Consider the following 23,546-nt stretch of genomic DNA (forward strand, 5'->3'; position numbering starts at 1 on the left):
GGTTTCTACGCCGGGAGGTGGAGCAGATTGTTCGCCACTTGGGGGAACCCTAAATGATAGTGTGCGGTTCTTTGTTGTTCGACTTCAACCAATCATGGCGGTGTTACCCTAAGCTTTACGCACGACTCAAAGAGGCAGTACCCTTGCTGTTCAAAACCTAGTACTAACTCGACCCAAACCTAGTACTAACTTGACCCTAACCTAGTACTAGCTTGACCTTAACCTAGTACTAACTTCACCCTAACCTAGTACTAGCTTTTCGGAAAACCAGGGTGAAAAGATAATCTTATGTACGCTTTTAATACTATTTGAAGCCAGCGAGTTACTGCCACAACTGCCAACTGCCACCTTTATGCGTATCTGGCAGTAACTTTTTTAAGTTTTAGATATGTATCTTCTTGTTTATCAAGACATTTCAGCTCTGCTAGTTTTTTAAAACATCGGCAGGTATCTCTCAGATAGTCCCATTTCGACAGCTTTACTTTTAGATAATCTGTAAGTAATATTCTTAAAGAGTCACTCAATAACGAAGCGTATGCGGAAGTACGACTTTAATGCTTTGGGGTTCACTTCGTCTCCCGGTAAAGAGGAGATAAGCAGCAGACTGTGATTGATTGTAGCTTTCACAATTTCCATAGCCGAATGGAAATCTTCGTCGGAACAAATAAACCCTTCATGCGCAGGAGATACATATCCAACACCTGCCGGCTGAGTCGTTTGTAGAGCGTGACATAATCTTCGCCTCCCCCGATAGGTGCTGCCGACCGGAATTTCCAACGTGCTTCGCAGGTGTATATCACGAAACGACTGTAGTAGATACGAACGTTGGGCATACAACCACTCAGGTTGATGAGTATACCCAATAGGAGTATATCTCGTTCGCGGTTATTGCGTGCCGGCTTCAGGGCTTCTTTCAGAAAGTCGGGTAGGTGGGTATAAACCTCATCGGGAATGGTGGGAGAAGAAGCTCTTATTTCTTCATTATTAATTGACAAGCTTTCGGGGTCTTCACTCGAAAAACCACCTGAGATAGGCATAAAGGTGGCAGTTGGCAGTAGTGGCAGTAACTTTTCCTCTTTTGGGGGTATATATGATAGGTTAACATATTGATATCCAGCGAGTAGGTCTTTTTCGAGCTATTTCTGCGTATAACCGCTTTCTACAATTCCAACTGCCATAATTAATGTTAATTTATTTAGCTCCTATTTCGAAAACACCTTACATCTAACACTCCTTCCCAGCGCAAGCATCGACTCATGACGATTGCCTTTTTGCCAAGGGTGATAACTGGCAAAAGTACGGATGAAAGCTTCGACATAACCACCGGAAGCGAATCCTTGGCCATTCCCGCTTCATTTTCCCGATCGGGGCGGTTCTTGAGTTTGCGGTACGACTCTGTTTGAGGCTTCCATAGCGGACTGGCCACCTGTTTAGCGGGGTAGTCGATGTTGAATATATTAGCTAATAGATAGGTATAAACGCAAGTTTTTGGAGGGCAACCGCAAAGTTTCCCTTAAAAGACAAGAATTTAAATCGTCGGGAACCGCTACAAACATCCTAAAATAGGGCGGCGTACAGGTGTTGAGGTTAGTCTAATTTATTATTATTTCATAATAATAAGATAGGCTATATCCTAGTTTTTATTATATAGTTACCAGACAATCTTTGGGAAGTACCGGCTCAGTGTACCACGGAGGACATGGAGCGTTATCGGCTTCACCAAAACCTCGTTCGCACCGGCTTTTATGGCATTTTCTTTATCGGAATTGAAAGCATAGGCTGTTTGCATGATGATGGGAACATCCTTACTGTATTCACGTATAATCTTGGTAGCGTCCAGCCCATTCATGACAGGCATTTTAATATCCATTAAGATCGCATTCGTATCCTGCCGATATTGCTTAAATAACTCAATAATATCTTCCCCGCTCCTGGCCCATTCGATATCACATTTTTTTCCGATAATAGCTTTGATTAGCTTGAAGTTACTATCGTCATCCTCAGCTACTAGAATAAGGGGCCTGAACTCCTCCTTTTGTCTGTTTTCCATATCACTTCCCTCTTTCATAAAAAGACAATGACTTTACAATTATGATTCATTTCAGGTCGCAAGGTATAAAATAAAATAATATATTTACTATCTTTGCCCCTCAAATTAAAAAATTAGTATGATTTCTGTAGACGGACTGGCCGTAGAGTTTGGCGGAACAACTCTATTTAGTGACATTTCTTTTGTAATAAACGAGAAAGACCGCATCGCACTGATGGGTAAAAACGGGGCAGGCAAAAGCACCCTGCTCAAGATACTGGCTGGCATCCGCCCACCGACACGTGGCAATGTATCGGCCCCCAAAGAGTGCGTGGTAGCCTATCTGCCACAACATCTGATGACCGAAGACGGACGAACGGTTTTCGAAGAAACCGCACAGGCTTTTGCCCATCTGCACGAAATGGAAGCGGAGATCGAACGACTAAACAAAGAACTGGAAACTCGCACTGATTACGAGAGCGATAGCTATATGCTGCTGATCGAAGAGGTGTCCGCTATGAGTGAAAAGTTCTACGCCATAGACGCTACCAACTACGAAGAAGATGTAGAAAAAGCTCTGCTGGGACTCGGGTTTCTGCGGGAAGACTTTCACCGTCCCACGAGCGACTTCAGCGGAGGATGGCGTATGCGTATCGAGCTGGCTAAGCTACTGCTGAAAAAGCCGGACGTACTGCTGCTCGATGAGCCGACCAATCACCTCGACATCGAATCGATTCAGTGGTTGGAAGACTTCCTGATCACCAATGGCAAAGCCGTTGTCCTGATCAGTCACGACCGGAAGTTTGTGGATAACATAACCACACGCACCATCGAAGTAACCATGGGCCGCATCTACGATTATAAGGTAAACTACTCGCAATACCTCGAACTACGCAAAGATCGACGCGTGCAGCAGCAAAAGGCGTACGACGAACAACAGAAGTTCATTGCTGAGACCAGAGAGTTCATCGAACGTTTCAAAGGCACGTACTCCAAAACCCTGCAAGTACAAAGCCGGGTGAAGATGTTGGAAAAGCTAGCCATTCTGGAGGTAGATGATGAAGATACTTCGGCACTGAGATTGAAGTTCCCACCCTCTCCCCGCTCCGGCAGTTATCCGGTAACGATGGAAGATGTGGGCAAGAGCTACGGCGAACATGTGGTGTTCCGTAACTCCACACTGACAATCGAACGTGGCGATAAAGTAGCCTTTGTGGGCAAGAACGGCGAGGGTAAATCAACGCTGGTGAAGTGCATCATGAATGAGATTGAACACGACGGTACGCTAACGTTGGGACATAACATACAGATTGGCTACTTCGCCCAAAACCAGGCTTCCTTACTGGACGAGAACCTGACCGTTTTCCAGACCATCGACGATGTGGCTAAAGGGGAAATACGCAATAAAATACGCGATCTGCTGGGAGCCTTCATGTTTGGCGGCCCCGAAGAGTCGATGAAAAAGGTAAAAGTACTTTCGGGAGGGGAACGTACACGTTTGGCCATGATCAAGCTGCTGCTCGAACCGGTCAACCTGCTCATTCTGGATGAGCCGACCAATCATCTCGACCTGAAAACCAAAGATATCCTCAAACAGGCATTGGCGGATTTCGACGGCACACTCATTCTGGTGTCGCACGACCGTGACTTCCTCGACGGACTGGTGACGAAAGTCTATGAGTTCGGCAACAAGAAGGTGACCGAACATCTCTGCGGCATTTACGAATTCCTTGAAAAGAAGAAAATGGATTCGTTGCAGGAATTAGAAAAGAGAGTCAAGTAGTTATAAAATATAAAATCATTTATTATTGCGCTAGACAGAAAGAAAAGTATTTATATCTTTGTCGGTCAGTAGCGAAAGTCTATGAAAAGAAAGAAGAAACAGTGCATGCTAGCTTTGCTTTTGTTTGTCAACATCATCATGTTGGCCATGCCTGTTTTGCCTCATCACCACCATCCGGATGGCATGATCTGCATGAAGCACGACGCTCCGGCAGCAAACAACTGTCCGGAACATCATCACAACCATGACTCAAACGATTCCTGCTGCAAGAATGAGTGCATGACTCGTTTTGATTCTCCACGGCCTTCCGCACAAATGGATCACGGACCGCAGTTCATACTGATCGCGGTTCTGTTTACATACGATATCATTGAGACCCTTCTTCATCCGCAAGATAAGGGGTTGAACCTCCGGTACGCTTCGTATCGAGAGTCTTTACATGGCACAAATATATCCCGTGCCTTCAGCCTTCGGGCACCTCCTGCTCTTTAATCTCTCCCCATTCTAAAATCGGGCGTTGGAGACTGTGTTTCAGTCCATCGCCTCACTTTGCAAATTTGTTGCACTCGATCGAACCTATCTTTGCAACAGAATAAATAACAAAAAAGAGCAACATATTCATTATGAAGAAAATTATCTTTCTGGGAGTCTTAGGACTATTCCTCCTAGGCTCCTGCAACAGTAAATCCGGAAGCGCAAACAGTTCGGAAGGACATGCCAACTGCACCGGAACACACGATCACGAAGGAGACAATCACGAAGGACACGACCATGGTTCCGAAGGACACGATCACGAAGGGCATGACCACGGCGCCGAAGGGCACGAAGGACATGACCACGGAAACGAAGCGGCTGCCAACAGCCATAGCGACGAAATAATCTTTCCCAAAGAAAAGGCCGATGCTGCGGGCATAAAAGTAAGCGAAATCAAACCCGGATCTTTCCAACAGGTGATCAAGACAAGCGGTAAGGTATTGGCGGCACAAGGCGATGAGTCGGTAGCTGTAGCCACCGTAGCCGGTGTGGTGAAGTTCCGCGGTAAGGTTACCGAAGGGATGAATGTAGCAAAGGAAGCCCGCTGGTTAGCATCTCTTCGAGCAACATTGCCGAAGGAGACCCGGTGCAACGTGCCCGAATTGCCTACGACGTTTCGAAGAAAGAATACGAACGTATGAAGGAGCTACTCAAAAGTAAAATCGTGTCGGATAAAGAGTTCGCACAAGCCGAGCAGACGTTTCAAAACGCACGCATCAGTTACGAAGCACTTGCCCAGAACCATTCGGCTGCCGGACAAACCATCACGTCGCCAATTGGCGGTTATGTGAAAAGCATCCTTGTCAAAGAGGGAGACTACGTGACCATCGGACAACCGCTGATGAGTATTACACAAAACCGTCGCCTATTCTTGCGTGCGGAGGTTTCCGAGAAATACTACGCGTCTTTGCGCAGTATCGGGTCGGCCAACTTCCGGACTCCTTACGACAACAAGGTGTATGAGCTTAAAGAATTGAACGGCCGTTTGCTCTCATTCGGCAAAGCCGCCGGAGACAACTCCTATTATATACCGGTAACTTTCGAATTCGACAACAAAGGGGATATACTTCCCGGATCGTATGTCGAGATCTATCTACTCTCATCGGCGATGGAGCAGGTGATTTCAGTTCCACGTGCCGCGTTGACCGAAGAGCAGGGACACTTCTTCGCTTATCAACAGCTCGATGAGGAGGGATATAAAAAGGTAGAAGTAACTCTGGGAGCCGACAATGGCAAGAGCGTACAGATCCTGAGCGGTATCAGTTCCGGTGACCGGATTGTGACTCAAGGAGCTTACCAGATTCGCCTAGCCAGCGCAAGCAACGCTATCCCGGCTCACAGCCACGAACATTAAAACAGCTAAAGTCCGCTGTAAAACGTGGCATCAAGTTATAAATACCCACAAGTTTCGTCCGTAGCCGATCCAAATAGAGACGCAAACGGACCCAACTTTAACAAGTAAGTTTATGCTAAACAAAATCATACACTACTCTTTGCATAACCGGTTGGTTGTGCTCTGCGCGGCCATTCTCCTGATGATCTGGGGAACATACACCGCCACACATACAGAGGTAGACGTGTTCCCCGACTTAAACGCCCCCACGGTAGTCATCATGACCGAAGCCAATGGTATGGCAACCGAGGAAGTGGAACAGCTCGTCACCTTCCCTGTCGAAACCTCCGTCAATGGAGCCACCGGTGTACGCCGGGTTCGCTCCTCTTCCACCAACGGATTCTCCGTAGTATGGGTGGAGTTCGACTGGGACACCGATATTTATCTGGCTCGTCAGATTGTTAGCGAGAAGCTGGCTGTTGTTGGCGAATCGCTGCCTGCCAATGTAGGCAAACCCACGCTGGGCCCTCAGTCCTCGATCTTAGGTGAAATGCTTATTATCGGACTGACTGCCGACTCGACTTCCATGCTCGATCTGCGTACAATAGCCGACTGGACCATACGTCCCCGTCTGCTTTCTACCGGAGGAGTGGCACAGGTAGCTGTGTTGGGAGGTGACATCAAAGAATACCAGATTCTGCTGGACCCGGACCGGATGCGTCATTACGGCATCTCGATGGACGATATCGAAACCGCTACGCAGGAGATGAACCTGAACGCGAATGGTGGAGTGCTCTACGAATTCGGCAATGAGTACATCGTTCGCGGTGTGTTGTCGACCGATCAGGTGGAGCAACTAGGCAAGGCGGTGGTGAAGAACATCGACGGTTCTCCGATCTTATTGGAGGATATCTCGGATGTTAAAGTCGGCTCCAAAGCACCGAAGTTGGGAACAGCCTCGGAACGTGGCAAGGACGCTGTACTGCTAACCGTAACCAAGCAACCGGCCACCAGTACGCTGGAGTTGACCGATAAACTGGAAGCTTCTTTGCAAGACCTGCAAAAGAATCTGCCTCCGGATGTGAAGGTGTCTACCGATATATTCCGTCAGAGCCGTTTCATCGAAAGTTCGATCGGTAACGTACAGAAGGCTCTTTTCGAAGGGGGTATATTTGTTGTAATCATCCTCTTCCTCTTTCTGGCCAATGTACGAACCACGCTGATCTCACTCGTCACGCTGCCGCTTTCTTTACTGGTATCCATTCTGGTACTGCACTACATGGGCTGACCATCAACACGATGAGCCTTGGAGGTATGCTATTTCCATCGGATCGTTGGTGGATGACGCCATTGTAGACGTGGAGAACGTCTTCAAACGACTGCGAGAGAATCGATTAAAGCCGTTAGAGGAACGATTGGGTACGCTGGACATCGTGTTCAACGCCTCGAAAGAGGTGCGTATGCCGATTCTAAACTCTACACTTATCATCGTGGTGAGCTTCGTTCCGCTTTTCTTCCTAAGTGGTATGGAAGGCCGTATGCTTGTTCCGCTGGGTATCGCGTTTATCGTTGCGCTCTTTGCCTCTACGGTAGTGGCGTTAACGCTGACACCTGTTCTTTGCTCGTACCTGTTGGACCGCAAGAAGTCGGATAAGCATCTCAAGGAGTCGTTCGTAGCGGTCTGGTTGAAGAAAATCTACGGCAAGGCACTGACTTGGGTACTGGACCACAAACGGGTCACACTGGGCACAACCATTGGTTTATTTGTGGTTGCCTTGGTCTGTTTCTTCACGCTGGGACGCAGCTTCTTACCCGGATTCAATGAGGGTTCGTTCACCATCAACATCAGCTCACTGCCGGGTATCTCGCTCGAAGAGAGTAACAAAATGGGACTTCGGGCCGAGGAACTTTTACTTTCTGTGCCGGAGATACAAACCGTTGCCCGCAAGACCGGACGTGCCGAACTGGATGAACATGCGTTGGGGGTGAACGTTTCGGAAATTGAAGCACCTTTTGAATTGAAGGACCGCTCTAGAAGCGAACTGATAGCTGACGTACGCGAGAAGCTGAACACAATAACCGGAGCCAGCATCGAGATCGGACAGCCTATCAGCCACCGTATCGACGCCATGCTATCGGGTACGCAGGCTAACATCGCCATCAAACTGTTTGGAGATGATCTAAACAAAATGTTCTCGCTGGGTAATGAGATCAAAAGTACCATCGGGGATATTGCCGGGGTTGCCGACTTAAACGTGGAGCAGCAAATCGAACGTCCACAGCTGAAGATACAGCCCAAACGCGAAATGCTTGCACGTTATGGCATTACGCTGCCGGAGTTCTCGAAGTTCATCAACATCGCCCTGGCGGGAGAGGTTATTTCGCAGGTGTACGAAAGCGGTAAAAGCTTTGACCTGACCATTAAAGTAAAGGACAACTCGCGTGACGAGATGGAAAAAATACGCAACCTGATGGTGGACACATCGGATGGTAAGAAAGTCCCGCTGAGTCATGTAGCGGAAGTTATCTCGGCCATGGGACCGAATACGATCAACCGGGAGAATGTGAAACGGAAGATTGTGATCTCCGCCAACGTGACCGACCGTGACTTGCGTAGTGTGGTAAACGAGATGCAGGATAAGATCAACAACTCGATAAAACTTCCGGAAGGGTATCACATCGAATATGGCGGACAGTTTGAAAGCGAACAGGCTGCCAGTCGGGTACTGGTGCTGACTTCTTTTATGAGTATCATCGTTATCTTCCTGATTCTGTATCATGAGTTCCGGGATGCCAAGGAAGCGGGTGTGATTCTGCTCAACTTGCCGTTGGCTCTGATCGGTGGTGTGTTCACCCTGCTGTTTACAACGGGTGAGATCAGTATTCCCGCCATTATCGGTTTCATCTCGCTATTCGGAATCGCGACCCGTAACGGTATGCTATTGCTGAGCCATTACAACCACTTGCAACAGGAGGAAGGTAAGGGTATCTACGAAAGTGTGATCCAAGGTTCGCTCGATCGTTTGAATCCGATTCTGATGACAGCGCTCTGCTCGGCACTTGCGCTCATACCGCTTGCGCTGGGAGGTGACTTACCGGGCAACGAGATACAGAGTCCGATGGCTAAAGTTATTCTGGGTGGCCTTTTAACGTCGACATTCCTGAACGGATTCATCATCCCGATTGTTTATCTGATGCTAACGAAAGCCAAACCGGAATCACCTTCGCAAGAGGAAGGTACGAATCTGGCTCCCGCTACACAATCAGTTTAACGTTTAAACAAATAAGATAATGTATAGGAAATATATTGCAATTATAGCCATTGGTGCCCTACCCTTCTCCTACGCTTTAGGAGAAGGCAGGGAGGGTACTATCGACCGGGTGTTGCACACGATCGAATCGAACAACAAAGACCTGAAAGCCAACGCGCAACTGGTTACCTCGCAGAAGCTGGAAGCACGTACGGACAACAACCTGCCCGATCCGTCGCTTTCATATTCTCACCTCTGGGGAGCGAAGGATAAGAATGAGACAATCGGTGAGCTGGTTGTTTCGCAGAGCTTTGACTTTCCAACGCTGTATGGCACACGCAACAAGCTGAACCGACTGAAAGCCAATACGTATGACAGCCAGGCGGATATTACACGTCAAACCATTCTGCTACAAGCCAAAGAGGTTTGTCTGGACATCATCATGCTCCGGCAGCAGAAAGATGTATTGGACGAGCGTTTGCGCAATGCCGAAGAACTAGCCAAGATGTATGCCAAGCGCCTGCAAACGGGTGATGCCAATGTGCTGGAAACAAATAAGATCAACCTGGAGCTGCTGAATGTACGCACGGAAGCTTCGTTGAATGAAACGGCTCTGCGCAATAAATTGCAGGAACTGACGATGCTAAACGGCAATGTGCCGGTGGTATTTGAAGAGAACAGTTATCCGGCATCTCCTTTCCCGGCGGACTTGCAGATGTTGAAGGTGGAGGTGCTACCGGCCGATCGGGCCATACTGGCACTAAACAACGAAAGCGTTGCCGCTCACAAGCAAATCAGTGTGAACAAATCGCAATGGTTGCCCAAACTGGAATTGGGGTATCGACGGAATACGGAATCGGGCACTCCTTTCAACGGGGTGGTGGTAGGATTCTCTTTCCCATTGTTCGAGAACCGCAACAAGGTGAAGGTGGCACGAGCACAGGCACTCAATGTAGACCTGCAAAAGGAAAGCGCTACGCTGCAAGCTGAGCTTGAATTGACTCAGCTGTATCAGGAGGCGACCACGTTGCACAACTCAATGACGGAGTATCAGAAGACATTCCAGGCACAACAGGATCTCAAACTGCTGAAAGAGGCACTCTCCGGAGGGCAGATCAGTATGATTGAGTACTTCGTTGAGGTTTCGGTGATCTACCAAAGCAAACAGAATTATCTGCAACTGGAGAACCAGTATCAGAAGGCCATGGCGCAAATTTATAAAAGCAGGCTATAAGGTACGGACTTCCTCCGGCAGGTGACCGCTACGGATACGCCACTCGGGTGGGTAAAGGTTGTTAGCATGGTTGCCTATGTTCTTCACAAATCCGAGAGGGGTCTGCTTATAAGTCAACAATACAGTACCACGAGGGGCTGTCTCCGGCAAGGAGATGGCCTCTTTGTGCAAATACGCAATGGCTTGTTTATAGTCTATTTCCTCTGTCGGGAAGGCGTCCTTCTTCAATAGCCGGCTCATGGCCAACGCATGAGCAGGTACGAGCAGTTTTCCTTTGACTTCCGCTACGGTCACTCCCGCCTGAATAACTCGCAACACTTGTTTGAGCATAGCTAGCTCTTCGGCATAAGACTTCGGAAAGGCAGAGACTGTGCTGCCCTCTACAATCATTTTATAACCATCCACATCGGCGGACTCATCCAACCAGTTTCTGACAGTTGCCACGGCTTCTTTAGGCACAAGGGTAGCGCTCGGCTTTTCGTCCTTCTTATTCTTTTTACCGGAAGTCTTCACAGGTTCATAAGCAATCTCTTCGGCAGTAACGGGTTTTCGTAGAGCGGCCAGGAAAAAACCTTCTCCTTTGGTGCGATGGGGCAGGAAACGATAGACCGGCAACTCATTGTTTTCGAGTAGGTTTCCGGCTATATTCCATTCGGCCGGGATGTCGAGCGTCAGAGGTTCGGCATCGAACTCTTGCTGCATCCAGGCTACATTCTCTTCGTCTTCTTTCGTATTATAAGTACAAGTGCTGTAAATCAGTATTCCACCGGGTTTGAGACAGGACCATATATCGGTCAGTATTCTCCGTTGCCGTTGCCAGCATATCTCTACATTCTTGGGGCTCCACTCTTCTACGGCTACGGGATCTTTGCGAAACATTCCTTCACCGGAACAGGGAACATCGGTCAGGATGACATCGAAGAAAGTACCCAACCGGGGGAAATCGGACGGGTCGTTATTGGTCACTACCACATCGGGATTGCCCCATTTGGTGAGGTTCTCCGCCAACACCTGTGAACGGTTACGGATTACTTCGTTGGCAACCAGCAAGCTGCCCTGTGGTAATACGCTTCGGGCATGGGTGGACTTACCACCGGGAGCGGCACAGAGATCAAGCATTACAACCGACTTTTCGGATACATAACGTCTCAAGATCTGCTCCACAAACATGGATGATGCTTCTTGCACATAATAGCAACCGGCATGAAACAAGGGGTCGAATGTAAATGTGAGCCGTTTGTCCAAATAGTATCCGTCGGTAGCCCATGGAACGCGGTTGTTCCACTCTTCATGTTGTATCTTCAGTTTATTCAACCGAATACTAACAGGCGACTCCTGATCCAAAGCCTTTGCCAAACTATCATAATTCTCGTCGCCCAAAAGACCACGCGTATACTCTATAAACGATGCGGGTAGCTTCATATTTGATTTATATGCAAAGAAAAAACGCTGAAATTTTCCGCAAATATCAAAATAATTTCGTCTCTTTGCAACTTTCATAGACACTAACTACGTCTAAAAGACAAAGAAATAAAATAAATTAAAAGCATATGAAACAAATTCTATTAGCACTCGCAGTAATCTTGGCGCTTTGCTTACCGGCAAATGCCCAAAAGACCACCGTTATACAGGATTCCGTAGGGAAGGTCAAAATAACCGTATCGAAAACGAACTCAGGTAAAACAACAACTAAAAACACAGCCGTTACCGTTGTAGGAGTAGATCCAGCAGATGCGGATGCGGATATTGATGCGCTAGCCGATACGATCAATTCAGATGAGGAAGTCGATGATAGCACTTCTACAAGCAAAGGGCATGGTAAAGCAAGCTTCAGCTTTGATCTGGACAACGACGATTCTGACGGTTTCCCATTCCCCATCTGGAGTGGACAAGTTCTGATACCCATCGTGGCGATAATCGCTGTATTCGGTATGCCGGTATTCATCTTATTCGTTGTGTTCTTCTTCCGCTACAAGAACCGGAAAGCTCGCTATCGCCTTGCCGAACAGGCACTGGCTGCCGGACAACCGCTGCCTGAAGGCCTGTTCAAAGGGGAGAAGATTGTAGATTCACGCTCTAAAGGAATACAAAATACGTTCACCGGAATCGGATTATTCATCTTCCTTTGGGCCATCACGGGTGAGTTTGGGGTAGGATGTATCGGACTGCTGGTGATGTTTATGGGAATCGGTCAATGGTTGATAGGCATGCGTAAAGATGGTGACTCGAACAATGCGCCTTTCATTCACATTGACAACGATGAAAAGACGGGTAAAAGCAAAATCAAGTTCGGAGGTATCGAAATAAACAATACTGAAAAAGAAGACGAACAAAAATGAGTCAGTTCAATGACATCTCGTTAGTCGCACAGGTCGTGGTGTTTCACAACACCAGGGCCTTCGACCAGTTGGTCAAGAAGTATCAATCGCCTATCCGGCGTTTCTTCTTGAACCTGACCTGTGGCGACAGCGAATTGAGCGACGATCTGGCACAAGATGCATTTATAAAAGCGTATACGAATATCAGCAGCTTTAAAAACTTATCTAGTTTCTCAACTTGGCTGTATCGTATTGCCTATAATGTATTTTATGATTATATTCGCAGCCGGAAAGAGACGGCCGATCTGGATGCCAGAGAAGTAGATGTCATCTTGCAAACCGAACAGGAAAATATCGGGCAACAAATGGATATCTATCAGTCGCTCAAAATGCTGAAAGAAACGGAACGAACTTGCCTTACCTTATTCTACATGGAGGATCTCGGTATAGATAAGATCGCAGGTATTACTGGATTACCGACAGGAACGGTGAAAAGCCACCTGGCGCGTGGGAAGGATAAATTAGCAATATATTTAAAACAAAACGGTTATGATGGAAATAGATAATGATAAACTCTTGCGAGACTTCTTTGCTGCCGAAAAGAAAGAGGTAGCAGACAAGGGATTCACGCACCGGGTGATGCGCCAACTACCCGACCGTAAGAATAGACTGGCACAGGTCTGGTCTGTCTTTGTAATGTTGATCGCAATTGTACTCTTTGTACTCTTGGGCGGTATCGACGCAACGCTGGTGACACTGCAAGATGTGTGCGCCGATGTATTCGTGCATGTAATAGCCAATCTCGATCCGAAGTCAGCCATCATAGCTGCTGTGGTATTGTTGTTCCTGGCTACACGCAAAATATGTTCCTTAGCTAGGTGGCTACTTAAAAAGACGTTTTTAGCAATGATTATTGTTTTAATTCTCATCTGTGTTCTGATTCTGCTGGTCATAGTATGTTATGTCTACTACGGTGGACTTAATACTGTGATTTGTAGGGTCGAGAACCAGAAAGAAGAAGTTATTGTCTACGAACCTATAATCGGAGATTATAAAAAGACATCCAAGTACACCAATAAGATCTACTACGAATTATTGGAGAAGGAGAAGATTGAAACCACTCGAGCATCGCCATCTTCTATGATAATCCCCGGCAAACAGATAAAAGCAAACTGCGTTCGGATGTTGGGTGTATCTTAAACAATCCCGATCATGCTACGCTTGCCAAACTCTCCGCCAACTACCTGGTAAAGACTCTCCCGGGCAACAGTTTCATCACGACCGAATTCCCGATAAAAGGCAGTTTGTCTTTCATCATCGGCGTGATAAAGGCCTATCCGGCATTAACCAAGTATTGCCAAAAGGAGGGAATCAAAGAGAGTCCGATTACGGAAATCTATGACATCCCAAACAAGAAGATTATCTATCGCAAAGAAGTAGTGAGGTAACAAGCAACCGCTTGCTATCTTTACGATCAACTGGCCAACTCAACGGACAAACTCGACGGAAAGTGCAGGAATAAGGGCTAAGAAGTCCTTATATACAGTCCTTTCTGTTAAAATACAATAAATATAGTTCTTACAGCCGGTAGCTCCCAACATAGATGTTATATCTTTGTTCATTTAATAAACTATAAAAGAGAGAAGAGTTTTGAAGCTACCTATATTCATTTTATGCCTTTTGTTGTCAGTATTCCGAGTTCATGCGGACATCCTCGACAGCTTAATGACACAGCCCAGAGACTCCATTGAACTAACAAGCGATTCGCTTGTTCTCCATTTCCTTTCCGAATCAGGAATCCCTATCTCCGACAACAATGAAGTGAAACTCCTTAAAAGCGGACGTGAGAAATTTATCGATCTGTTTGAATCCATCCGTCGTGCCAAACATCATGTGCATCTGGAATATTTCAATTTCCGGAATGACTCCATCGCCAATGCGTTGTTCGATCTGTTGGCAATTAAAGCACAGGAGGGTGTAGAGGTACGTACGATATTCGATGCCTTCGGCAATTGGTCGAACAATAAGCCACTTAAAAAGAAACATCTCAAGAAGATACGCGAGCGAGGGATTGAGATTGTTAAATTCGACCCGTTTACGTTTCCCTACATCAATCATGCAGCGCACCGGGATCATCGGAAGATAGCCGTGATAGACGGTAAGGTGGCGTATACAGGCGGAATGAATATTGCCGACTACTACATCAACGGACTACCCAAAATCGGTACTTGGCGTGACATGCACATCCGGCTGAAAGGGGATGCCGTAGACGAACTGCAAAAGATTTTCCTCACGATCTGGAATCAGGAGACCAAACAACATATTGGCGGAGATGTTTATTTCCCCGGCCATAAAGAACAAACCGACAGCACAAATACTGTGGTAGCTATCGTCGACCGTACGCCCAAGCGAAACAGCCGTATGCTGAGCCATGCGTATGCTATGTCGATCTACTCGGCTCAAAAGAATGTGCACATAGTGAATCCGTACTTCGTACCGACCTCCTCGATCAACAAAGCACTTCGCCGAACGATCGACCGGGGAGTGAAAGTTACGATCATGGTTTCTTCAGCCTCCGACATTCCCTTTACACCGGATGCCGCGCTCTACAAACTGCATAAACTGATGAAACGGGGTGCTACGGTTTATATGTATAACGGCGGATTCCATCACTCCAAGATCATGATGGTGGACGATCTGTTCTGCACAGTAGGCACGGCTAACCTGAACAGCCGAAGCCTGCGTTACGATTATGAAACAAACGCGTTTATATTCGACCAACGGACTACTGCCGAGCTAAATAAGATGTTCTACACGGACATTGAACACTGCACGCAAATGACTCCGGAGTTCTGGAAGAAGCGTTCACCTTGGAAGAAATTCGCGGGGTGGTTTGCCAATTTATTCACACCGTTCTTATAAATCGCCGGGGATTCCATATCCTGATCAGAGTTTTTTTGACTATCTTTGCGAGCAATCTTAACATGATATTTCCGTAGACAATGAAACAATATTTAGATTTACTCAACCGGGTACTGAGTGAGGGTACAGAAAAGAGTGACCGTACAGGAACAGGTACAGTCAGCATATTCGGTCATCAGATGCGTTTTAATTTAGAGGACGGTTTCCCTTGTCTAACGACCAAGAAGTTGCATCTGAAGTCGATCATCTACGAACTCTTATGGTTCCTTCAGGGAGACACCAACGCGAAATACCTGCAAGAGCACGGAGTGCGTATCTGGAACGAATGGGCGGACGAGAATGGCGACTTAGGCCATATCTATGGCTATCAATGGCGCTCATGGCCACGCTATGACGGTGGCTTCATCGACCAGATCAGCGAAGCGGTGGAAACAATCAAAAACAACCCGGACTCACGTCGGATTATAGTCAGTGCCTGGAATGTTGCGGACTTGGATCAGATGAATCTTCCTCCGTGCCACGCTTTCTTTCAGTTCTATGTGGCTGACGGACGGTTGAGCCTTCAACTTTATCAGCGCAGTGCCGATATTTTCCTCGGAGTGCCATTTAACATCGCTTCTTATGCTTTGCTATTACAAATGATGGCTCAGGTAACCGGATTGAAAGCCGGTGATTTCGTACATACACTGGGAGATGCTCATATCTACCTCAATCATATGGAACAGGTGAAACTTCAGCTCGCTCGTGAACCTCGTCCGTTACCGCAAATGAAAATAAATCCGGATGTGAAAAGCATCTTTGACTTTAAGTTTGAGGACTTCGAATTAGTCAATTATGATCCGCATCCTCATATTGCCGGGGCAGTAGCTATATAAGCCTCAACCGGCCTTATTCAAAAGAAGAAGGAGGATCGTAAGGTATTAACCCGCATCCTCCGCATTTCATTTATTGAGTTTACCCCAAGTACTAACAACCCCAAAGTGACTAATATGATATCTATTATTGCTGCTGTAGACCGCCGTATGGGAATTGGCTTTCAAAACAAACTTCTCTTCTGGTTGCCTAACGATCTGAAACGCTTCAAAGCGTTGACGACAGGCAACACCATCATCATGGGGCGTAAGACTTTCGAATCGCTTCCCAAAGGGGCTTTACCCAACCGAAGAAATGTGGTACTCTCTTCCAATCCGGCAATCGAATGTCCCGGTGCTGAAGTGTTCTCATCACTGGAAGCCGCTTTGCAGAGCTGTGCGGAGAACGAACATGTTTACATCATCGGTGGAGCCAGTATATATCGGCAGGCATTACCTTTAGCCGACGAACTCTGCCTGACAGAGATTGACGACACAGCTGCCGAAGTGGATGTATTCTTTCCGGCGGTAGACCCAACGATCTGGCATGAAAAAAGCAGAGAAGCCCATCCTACGGATGAGAAACATCTCTGCTCCTATGCATTTGTCGACTATGTGCGCCGATAAATAAGCAAACAAACAAGGAATTATCCCTCGTCTAAATCCACCATAATTGGCATTTGCCGTTTGATAGCTTCGTGGAAAGAGATCAATGTCTCTGTACGCGCTAAGCCCAAAGGCTGTAGCTTCCCATGAATAATGCTAAGCAAATGGTGGTTGTTCTTCGCATAAATCTTGATAAACATATCATACTTCCCGGTAGTAAAATGACACTCCACTACTTCCGGAATAGCTTTCAATGCTTTCGTTACGGAATCAAATGATTCCGGATCTTTTAAATATATACCGATATATGCACAAGTCTCGTATCCTATTTTCTCAGGATCAATAACATATTCCGATCCCTTTAAAATTCCCAAGTTGGTCAATTTCTGAATACGTTGGTGAATAGCCGCGCCCGACACGTTACATGACCGTGCCACTTCCAGAAAAGGAATACGCGCATTATCTGCTATTAATCTCAGAATTTGCTCATCTAAGGCATCTAATTGATGATGTCCCATTTGTAATCAAATTGTTTTAATCAATGAATGTTTTATGCAAAGTTAGCTATTTTCCAAGAACAAATACTATGAATTATTACTTTTATTTGCAAAAAGCGGAGTTTTCACCAATTGTTTGTACCTTTGCCGACAAACATAAATATACAATATATATGAAACATTTTAGCTGTATTGTACTCTTTTTAGGGATAACAATCGGAGTGTATGCGCAGAATTTTGCGGACTTCTTTCAGAACAAAACACTCCGCGTAGATTATATATTCACTGGCAATGCTGAGCATCAGTCCATTTATTTGGATGAATTATCTCAGTTGCCCACTTGGGCGGGACGGCTCCATCACTTGTCCGAATTGCCGTTGGAAGGTAACGGACAAATTACGGTTCGCGATCTCACCAGTAAGAGATGTCTTTACAAAACTTCATTTTCTTCTTTGTTCCAGGAGTGGCTGTCGACGGATGAAGCCAAGACAACCGCTAAAGGTTTTGAGAACACGTTTCTCATACCCTACCCCAAGCAACCGGTAGAAGTAGAAGTCAGCCTTCTGAACCCGCAAGGTAAGATTACGACGAGCCTGAAACACATTGTTCGTCCGGATGATATTCTAATCCACCAACGGGGAACGACACACGTCACTCCGCACCGGTACCTTTTGCAAAGCGGTAGTGCTGAAAGCTGCATTGACGTAGCGATACTGGCCGAAGGTTATACAGAGAAGGAGATGGATCTGTTCTATCAGGATGCACAAAAGGCGTGCGAGAGCATCTTCTCTTACGAACCGTTCAAGTCACTCAAAAGTAAGTTCAACATTGTAGCTGTAGGAAGTCCCTCGGCCGATAGTGGCGTCAGTGTGCCACGGGAGAGTCAATGGAAACACACGGCTTTCAGTTCGCATTTCGACACTTTCTATTCCGATCGCTACCTGACAACCAGTCACGTAAAAGCGATTCACGATGCATTGTCCGGAATACCTTACGAGCATATAATTATCCTGGCCAATACGGATGTATACGGTGGCGGAGGGATTTACAATTCGTATACGCTCACCACAGCCCATCATCCGATGTTCAAACCGGTAGTGGTTCATGAGTTCGGACACAGCTTCGGCGGACTGGCCGACGAATATTACTACGAGGAAGATGTGATGAGCGATACTTATCCGCTTAACGTAGAACCTTGGGAGCAGAATATAACAACCCGTGTCAACTTTGCGTCCAAATGGGAGGATATGTTGGCTAAAGGAACTCCCGTACCTACGCCTGTAAGCGAGAAACAGAAATATCCGGTTGGTGTGTACGAAGGCGGTGGATATTCTTTCAAAGGGATATACCGTCCGGCTTACGACTGCCGCATGAAAACAAACGACTGCCCGGTGTTCTGTCCGGTTTGCCAGCGTGCCATCCGTCGGGTAATCGAGTTCTACATCCCTTGAGCCGTTAGATTCGGACAGACTAAACCATATAAACCTATATAGATTATGATCAGATTTCAACCAATCAGTACGTCGGACGTACAACATTATAAATTTATGGAGGAGTTGCTGGTTGATGCTTTCCCACCGGAAGAGTATCGCCAATTGGAAAACCTGCGCGAATACACAGATCGTACCGGTAACTTCCACAACAACATTATCTTCGACGGTGATACTCCGCTGGGACTGCTAACTTACTGGGACTTCGACAGTTTCTATTATGTAGAACACTTCGCCATAAATCCCGCGCTACGCAATGGCGGATATGGCAAGAGAACTTTGGAATGTCTGCTTAATCAAGTTGACCGCCCGGTCGTGTTGGAAGTAGAACACCCCACCGATGAGATGGCTAAGCGACGTATCGAGTTTTACCAACGCCAAGGTTTCCGTTTATGGACACAGGACTACAAACAACCTCCGTATAAACCGGGCGATAACTTCCTACCCATGTACCTGATGGTATATGGTAACTTGGAGCCTGAGAAAGATTTCGAAACGATTAAGGCTAAAATATACAGCGAGGTTTATGGTGTGACGGAGTAACTCACCCCAGATTCATCATCCATCGGGCCGCTTCTCTTCCCATGGCATCATCTCGCAGAATGCTGTCATGGGCACGTTTCAACACTTCAGGAGATACATCGTGAGCTGAATCCAGCAGATGTTGGGCAAAAGCAGCCGTATATTCCGGGTGTCCCTGGAAACAAAGGATATGTCTGCCAACAACGAAACCTTCATTCTCACAGAAGTCACTGGTAGCGATACGTTCTGCCTCCGCAGGTAGTTGCACTACTTGATCGTTATGGTTGTAGAACAGTCTCATTTCGCCACCTGTAAAGTAGGTCTCAGCTCGTGGCAGAACCACTTTGGAAGAGCGAATACCGGCTCCCCATCCTTTGGGCGAGAGTTCAACTTTACCACCCAACGCCTGAGCGATGAGTTGGTGTCCGAAACAGATTCCCACCATTTTGATTTGCAACCGATGTGCTCTACGTATGAAGTGTCGCAGGTTATCAATCCAGCCATCCTGTTCATACGCTCCCGCACGACTACCGGAAATGAGGTATAATTCATTGGTTTCGAGTTTATCGGGCAGCTCTCCTTTCTGCACATCATAGAGTTGATAAGTCGACGGGGTAGCAGATACCGAATCGAACAAGTTATAAAACAATTCAGGGAAACTGGTCAAAAACTCAGGCAGGGTGCCTTCAAACCAATCGCATACTAATAAGTTTATTTTCATAGACACAAATTTTAAATGGGGTAAATAATGGATTCCAGCAAACTCTATTGCGGTATCTTAAATATTCTCAGCGCGTTTTCGGAAGTAATAGCAGACACTTGGCCGCGGGGTAGCTCGTAAATCTCCGCCACTTTATTGAGCGTATCACTCACACGAGCACTTTCATTCCTCTTCCCACGATTGGGTGCAGGAGTTAGATAAGGAGAATCGGTCTCCAACACAATTCGTTGAAGCGGAACAGACTTCAGTGCCTGAGGCAAGGTAGACTTTTTAAACGTAACCACCCCGTTGACGCCGAGCACAAAGCCGTCAAACTCCAACAAGCGAGCTGCTTCCTCTTCTGTTCCCGTGAAGCTGTGGAAAACTCCTGTGAGCGAAGTCCCTTTATACGGCTCCAACACTTGACAAACGGAGTCGAAAGCATCCCGCGTATGTATAACGATGGGTAATTGAAATTCAAGTGCCCACTCTATTTGCCTTTCAAAAGCAATGAGTTGTTCGTTAAGGAAGGTCTTATCCCAATACAGATCGATCCCAATCTCTCCGATTGCGATGAAGCGATGTGGATTCGTGTCGAGATACTGACGCACAACAGCAAGCTCCTCTTCGTACGATTCACCGACTGAAGTCGGATGCAAGCCAATCATCGGGTAACAATAGTTAGGATAAGCGTCACAGACAGTCAACATCGGTTCGATAGTTGTACGATCGATGTTGGGCATAAAGACAGAAGTAACTCCCGCCTGACGCGCGCGTTCTATTACTTCCGGTAAATCTTCAACAAATTCTTCCAAAAAAAGATGAGAGTGGGTATCTATCAACATATTCAATCGTTTTCTTCTTTAACTTTTTCACCGGCACGGTAGTAATACACCAGCATAATCCCGGCATTTGTCTAAGCGGGCTTCGTTGGGTGTAACGTCCTGAAAGCGCGCTTCTACCTGATTCCAGATATCCAGTATCAGTTCGTCGGCACGTTCGCGCATGGCTGCCAGTTCGTCCAGGCTTCGGTTGGTTTGCACCTGATAATTCTTTTGCCTCTCATGGCTTTCGAAGAATATATCGTAATGCACTTTCACCCTTGCGATGGTAGGGTTATATATCGGGATTCCTCCTTGTGTTATGCGCAGTTGCTCGCCTTTGATGATATTGGCACCCCACTCCACCAGAGCCGATTCGCTTGTTAGGTCGGGTACGATATTGGCATCAGGCAGCTGATACAGTTCTTTCTGGTTCTCCTTGATCTCTTCTCGAAGAACCGATAAGTTAAACACCTGTATGAAATGGGATATATATAAGCGCGCCATCTTCACATTCGCCTGATGTTTGCGGCTTGCTTTGGATTGAATTTCATAACAGCGGGTATAGTACAATTGCGCTACCTCAAACTTAGCCAAGAAGCTGCGAGCTTCGGAAAGTACATTCAACGAGATAGCCAGTTCGCGCACATTAGACGCATCCCCCTTTCCGACCGCTGTTTTTAGCGCTCGTACTCTGGCTTGGTCCGTATTTGGCAATCGTCTATAGGGCATAGCTTTTACATCGTGTTATATTTTTCGGTACATCAGCTGTTTCATCATGTTCTTCAACTCTTGTTTCTTCTCTTCGACCACGGAAACAGCATCCAGACTATTCATGGCAAGCGTATAGTATTCGCGCATCTTATTCTCACAGACGGCACGTATATCGAGCTGATTATAGAGTTCGGTAACCGCTTCGATTTTCTCTGCAGGCTGATAAGCTTCTGCTGTCAGCCAACGATCGAGTGCGGTACGTTGTTCGTTATCGGCACGTTGAAGGGCTTTGATAAGCATATAAGTCTTCTTGTTGCAAAGGATGTCTCCACCGGTATTCTTGCCGAACAATACCGGATCACCGTATACATCGAGCAAGTCGTCTTGCAATTGGAAAGCCACACCGATATTCATTCCGAAATGATACAGATGGTCTGCATCTTCGGTGGACGCTCCGGCAAGGATAGCTCCGATCTTTAGTCCCGCTGCCAATAGAACGGCCGTCTTCAAACGGATCATTTCAACATACTCTTCCTCGGCAACATCGTTGCGCGACTCAAATTCCATGTCCATCTGCTGTCCTTCGCAGATCTCTAGCGCAGTCAGGCTAAAGAGTTCCATCACTTCTTTGAGATGTTCCGGTGCGGAATCGGTCATATATTGATAGGCCAACACCAACATGGCATCCCCTGAAAGGATGGCGGTATTATCGTTCCATACTTTATGCACGGTCGGTTTACCCCGACGCACATCCGCACGGTCCATCAAGTCGTCATGCAGAAGCGTATAGTTGTGATAAACCTCCAAGCCTGTGGCCGGACCGTAGATCGCGTTCACATTTTGTTTGTAGAGGTTGTATGCCATAAGCATTAGGACAGGGCGTATGCGTTTGCCTCCAAGCGACAGGATGTATTCGATGGGGTCGTAAAGTCCTTTAGGGGTACGATTAATACGAATATCGAGGATGTGATTATTTATCTTATCAAGTAGTTGAGCGGCTGTAAACATGCTATTTTCTTACTGTTTTTTTATTTTCTAAACTAGAGATTACTGAGATCAGGGTTCTTCCCGTTGTTTCGTCGGGCTATCGCAAGCGGAATATAACGGGAATTGTGAGCCTGACACGTACCGGTTTGCCATGTTGCATACCCGGTTTCCAGTCGGGCATGGAGTTGATGACGCGGAGAGCTTCGACATCTAAAGCCGAGTCGACTCCGCGTACGACCTTGGCTCCTACAATCCGTCCGTTCTTGTTCACGACAAATTGCACGATGACACGTCCCTGCACATCATTCTCCTGCGCAATGACGGGATACTTAATATTTTTAGCCAGGAACTTCATCAAAGCGGCTTGACCGCCCGGAAAGTCCGGCATATTGTCCACGATCTCGTAAATGATTTCTTCGGGGTCTTCTTTAGCTACGCGCACGGTCGTTGTACAACGTACCCGTTTAACACGTACCGGACCCACTTGTCCCGCATACGCTATACCGGGAATTCGATGTTCGCCGGCGTAGACAGGCATATTCACCCCACCGCATTCGGCCAAAAGGGACTCACGTTGTTCGGAGGTTAATCGCATAACATCGATATCCTCTTCGATCACCTGACCATCCATCATCTGACTGAGTAGTATTTTGTTGCGCTTTATTTCTTCAAACGCTACAAGCATAAGAGATAACACGATCGCATATCCAAGTAATAACCAAATCGTATTTTCCCTTCTAAATTGTCTCTCGGGTCTTTTATCAACCTTCATCATTTTATTCATGCGATAAGAAAAATGTATTCTTTGATGTGTCTTCGAGCAAATATAGAACATTTCCAGATAACCTATCCCATCCCTGTACCTTTTAGTAGCGCTTTTTAACTTTTTTTAATTACTTTACGCTGATTCCAATTCTGATTATCTAATCCAAACCTATGGCTAGTTTTCAAATT

At 46.7% G+C, this 23,546-nt stretch carries 20 protein-coding genes and 3 pseudogenes; 14 read left to right on the forward strand and 9 right to left on the reverse strand.

Annotated elements, in window-relative coordinates:
• Positions 1-623: 623 nt before the first annotated feature.
• Together JCM10512_RS13365 and JCM10512_RS13370 are read right to left on the reverse strand one after the other, a co-directional pair.
• Positions 624-1,037: a hypothetical protein gene (locus tag JCM10512_RS13365; protein WP_044163797.1), complete on the reverse strand. Its 414-nt coding sequence runs from the start codon at positions 1,035-1,037 to the stop codon at positions 624-626.
• 614 nt (positions 1,038-1,651) lie between these two features.
• On the reverse strand, positions 1,652-2,050 hold the full coding sequence (locus JCM10512_RS13370; protein ID WP_044163886.1) for a response regulator: 399 nt from the start codon (positions 2,048-2,050) through the stop codon (positions 1,652-1,654).
• 118 nt (positions 2,051-2,168) lie between these two features.
• On the opposite strand from JCM10512_RS13370, the gene JCM10512_RS13375 reads away from it, so the two are divergent.
• The 5 genes and pseudogenes from JCM10512_RS13375 (at position 2,169) to JCM10512_RS13395 (ending at position 10,164) form a co-directional block, all read left to right on the forward strand.
• On the forward strand, positions 2,169-3,812 hold the full coding sequence (locus JCM10512_RS13375; protein ID WP_044163799.1) for an ABC-F family ATP-binding cassette domain-containing protein: 1,644 nt from the start codon (positions 2,169-2,171) through the stop codon (positions 3,810-3,812).
• An 81-nt stretch (positions 3,813-3,893) separates the two neighbouring features.
• On the forward strand, positions 3,894-4,304 hold the full coding sequence (locus JCM10512_RS13380) for a DUF6769 family protein (RefSeq protein ID WP_148298400.1): 411 nt from the start codon (positions 3,894-3,896) through the stop codon (positions 4,302-4,304).
• Between the two features lie 131 nt (positions 4,305-4,435).
• Positions 4,436-5,700, forward strand: a pseudogene (locus JCM10512_RS13385) (efflux RND transporter periplasmic adaptor subunit).
• Positions 5,701-5,812: 112 nt separating this feature from the next.
• Positions 5,813-8,951 (forward strand): annotated as a pseudogene (locus JCM10512_RS13390) (efflux RND transporter permease subunit).
• A 19-nt stretch (positions 8,952-8,970) separates the two neighbouring features.
• The gene (locus JCM10512_RS13395) at positions 8,971-10,164 is read left to right on the forward strand and encodes a TolC family protein (protein WP_081741311.1); all 1,194 of its coding nucleotides are present in this window, start codon (positions 8,971-8,973) and stop codon (positions 10,162-10,164) included.
• Here the strand turns inward: JCM10512_RS13395 and JCM10512_RS13400 are convergent.
• A complete protein-coding gene (locus JCM10512_RS13400; RefSeq protein ID WP_044163801.1) occupies positions 10,159-11,586 on the reverse strand; it encodes a methyltransferase RsmF C-terminal domain-like protein in 1,428 nt (475 codons plus the stop codon). The two genes, JCM10512_RS13395 and JCM10512_RS13400, sit on opposite strands and share 6 nt — an antisense overlap.
• 128 nt (positions 11,587-11,714) lie before the next feature.
• Here JCM10512_RS13400 and JCM10512_RS13405 point away from each other — a divergent pair, with 128 nt between their 5' ends.
• From JCM10512_RS13405 to JCM10512_RS13435, 7 genes are all read left to right on the forward strand, one after another.
• On the forward strand, positions 11,715-12,503 hold the full coding sequence (locus tag JCM10512_RS13405) for a DUF6249 domain-containing protein (protein ID WP_044163803.1): 789 nt from the start codon (positions 11,715-11,717) through the stop codon (positions 12,501-12,503).
• Positions 12,500-13,048: an RNA polymerase sigma factor gene (locus JCM10512_RS13410; protein ID WP_044163805.1), complete on the forward strand. Its 549-nt coding sequence runs from the start codon at positions 12,500-12,502 to the stop codon at positions 13,046-13,048. Before JCM10512_RS13405 ends, JCM10512_RS13410 begins: the two co-directional genes overlap by 4 nt.
• Positions 13,032-13,682, forward strand: coding sequence for a DUF5056 domain-containing protein (locus tag JCM10512_RS25115; protein WP_081741312.1), 651 nt, complete (start codon positions 13,032-13,034; stop codon positions 13,680-13,682). Before JCM10512_RS13410 ends, JCM10512_RS25115 begins: the two co-directional genes overlap by 17 nt.
• A gap of 104 nt (positions 13,683-13,786) precedes the next feature.
• Positions 13,787-13,930, forward strand: a complete 144-nt coding sequence (locus JCM10512_RS22790; RefSeq protein ID WP_158332222.1) for a hypothetical protein — start codon at positions 13,787-13,789, stop codon at positions 13,928-13,930.
• Between the two features lie 202 nt (positions 13,931-14,132).
• Positions 14,133-15,404 carry a cardiolipin synthase gene (gene cls, locus JCM10512_RS13425; protein WP_044163808.1) on the forward strand — a complete coding sequence of 424 codons (1,272 nt, stop codon included), beginning with the start codon at positions 14,133-14,135 and terminating at the stop codon, positions 15,402-15,404.
• A gap of 80 nt (positions 15,405-15,484) precedes the next feature.
• Entirely contained in the window at positions 15,485-16,279 is a 795-nt protein-coding gene (locus tag JCM10512_RS13430; protein ID WP_044163810.1) for a thymidylate synthase, read from the forward strand.
• A gap of 114 nt (positions 16,280-16,393) precedes the next feature.
• Complete coding sequence (locus JCM10512_RS13435) at positions 16,394-16,882, forward strand: dihydrofolate reductase (protein ID WP_044163812.1); 489 nt, start codon at positions 16,394-16,396, stop codon at positions 16,880-16,882.
• A 20-nt stretch (positions 16,883-16,902) separates the two neighbouring features.
• On the opposite strand, the gene JCM10512_RS13440 is transcribed toward JCM10512_RS13435, so the two are convergent.
• Positions 16,903-17,379 carry an Lrp/AsnC family transcriptional regulator gene (locus JCM10512_RS13440; protein WP_044163813.1) on the reverse strand — a complete coding sequence of 159 codons (477 nt, stop codon included), beginning with the start codon at positions 17,377-17,379 and terminating at the stop codon, positions 16,903-16,905.
• A 152-nt stretch (positions 17,380-17,531) separates the two neighbouring features.
• On the opposite strand from JCM10512_RS13440, the gene JCM10512_RS13445 reads away from it, so the two are divergent.
• Both JCM10512_RS13445 and JCM10512_RS13450 read left to right on the forward strand, forming a co-directional pair.
• The gene (locus tag JCM10512_RS13445; protein WP_044163894.1) at positions 17,532-18,809 is read left to right on the forward strand and encodes an IgA Peptidase M64; all 1,278 of its coding nucleotides are present in this window, start codon (positions 17,532-17,534) and stop codon (positions 18,807-18,809) included.
• A 45-nt stretch (positions 18,810-18,854) separates the two neighbouring features.
• Complete coding sequence (locus JCM10512_RS13450; RefSeq protein WP_044163815.1) at positions 18,855-19,391, forward strand: GNAT family N-acetyltransferase; 537 nt, start codon at positions 18,855-18,857, stop codon at positions 19,389-19,391.
• Position 19,392: 1 nt separating this feature from the next.
• Here the strand turns inward: JCM10512_RS13450 and JCM10512_RS13455 are convergent, their stop codons facing one another.
• The 5 genes and pseudogenes from JCM10512_RS13455 to JCM10512_RS13475 form a co-directional block, all read right to left on the reverse strand.
• Entirely contained in the window at positions 19,393-20,091 is a 699-nt protein-coding gene (locus JCM10512_RS13455) for a glutamine amidotransferase-related protein (protein ID WP_052517213.1), read from the reverse strand.
• Between the two features lie 44 nt (positions 20,092-20,135).
• Positions 20,136-20,915: a TatD family hydrolase gene (locus tag JCM10512_RS13460; protein ID WP_044163817.1), complete on the reverse strand. Its 780-nt coding sequence runs from the start codon at positions 20,913-20,915 to the stop codon at positions 20,136-20,138.
• 2 nt (positions 20,916-20,917) lie between these two features.
• Positions 20,918-21,623 (reverse strand): annotated as a pseudogene (locus tag JCM10512_RS13465) (hypothetical protein).
• Between the two features lie 15 nt (positions 21,624-21,638).
• Positions 21,639-22,613: a polyprenyl synthetase family protein gene (locus tag JCM10512_RS13470; protein WP_044163819.1), complete on the reverse strand. Its 975-nt coding sequence runs from the start codon at positions 22,611-22,613 to the stop codon at positions 21,639-21,641.
• 76 nt (positions 22,614-22,689) lie between these two features.
• Positions 22,690-23,364 (reverse strand): energy transducer TonB, encoded by a 675-nt coding sequence (locus tag JCM10512_RS13475; RefSeq protein WP_044163898.1) that lies wholly within the window; start codon positions 23,362-23,364, stop codon positions 22,690-22,692.
• Positions 23,365-23,546: the final 182 nt, after the last annotated feature.

This window comes from Bacteroides reticulotermitis JCM 10512, from assembly GCF_000517545.1.
GTDB classification, from domain to species: domain Bacteria; phylum Bacteroidota; class Bacteroidia; order Bacteroidales; family Bacteroidaceae; genus Bacteroides; species Bacteroides reticulotermitis.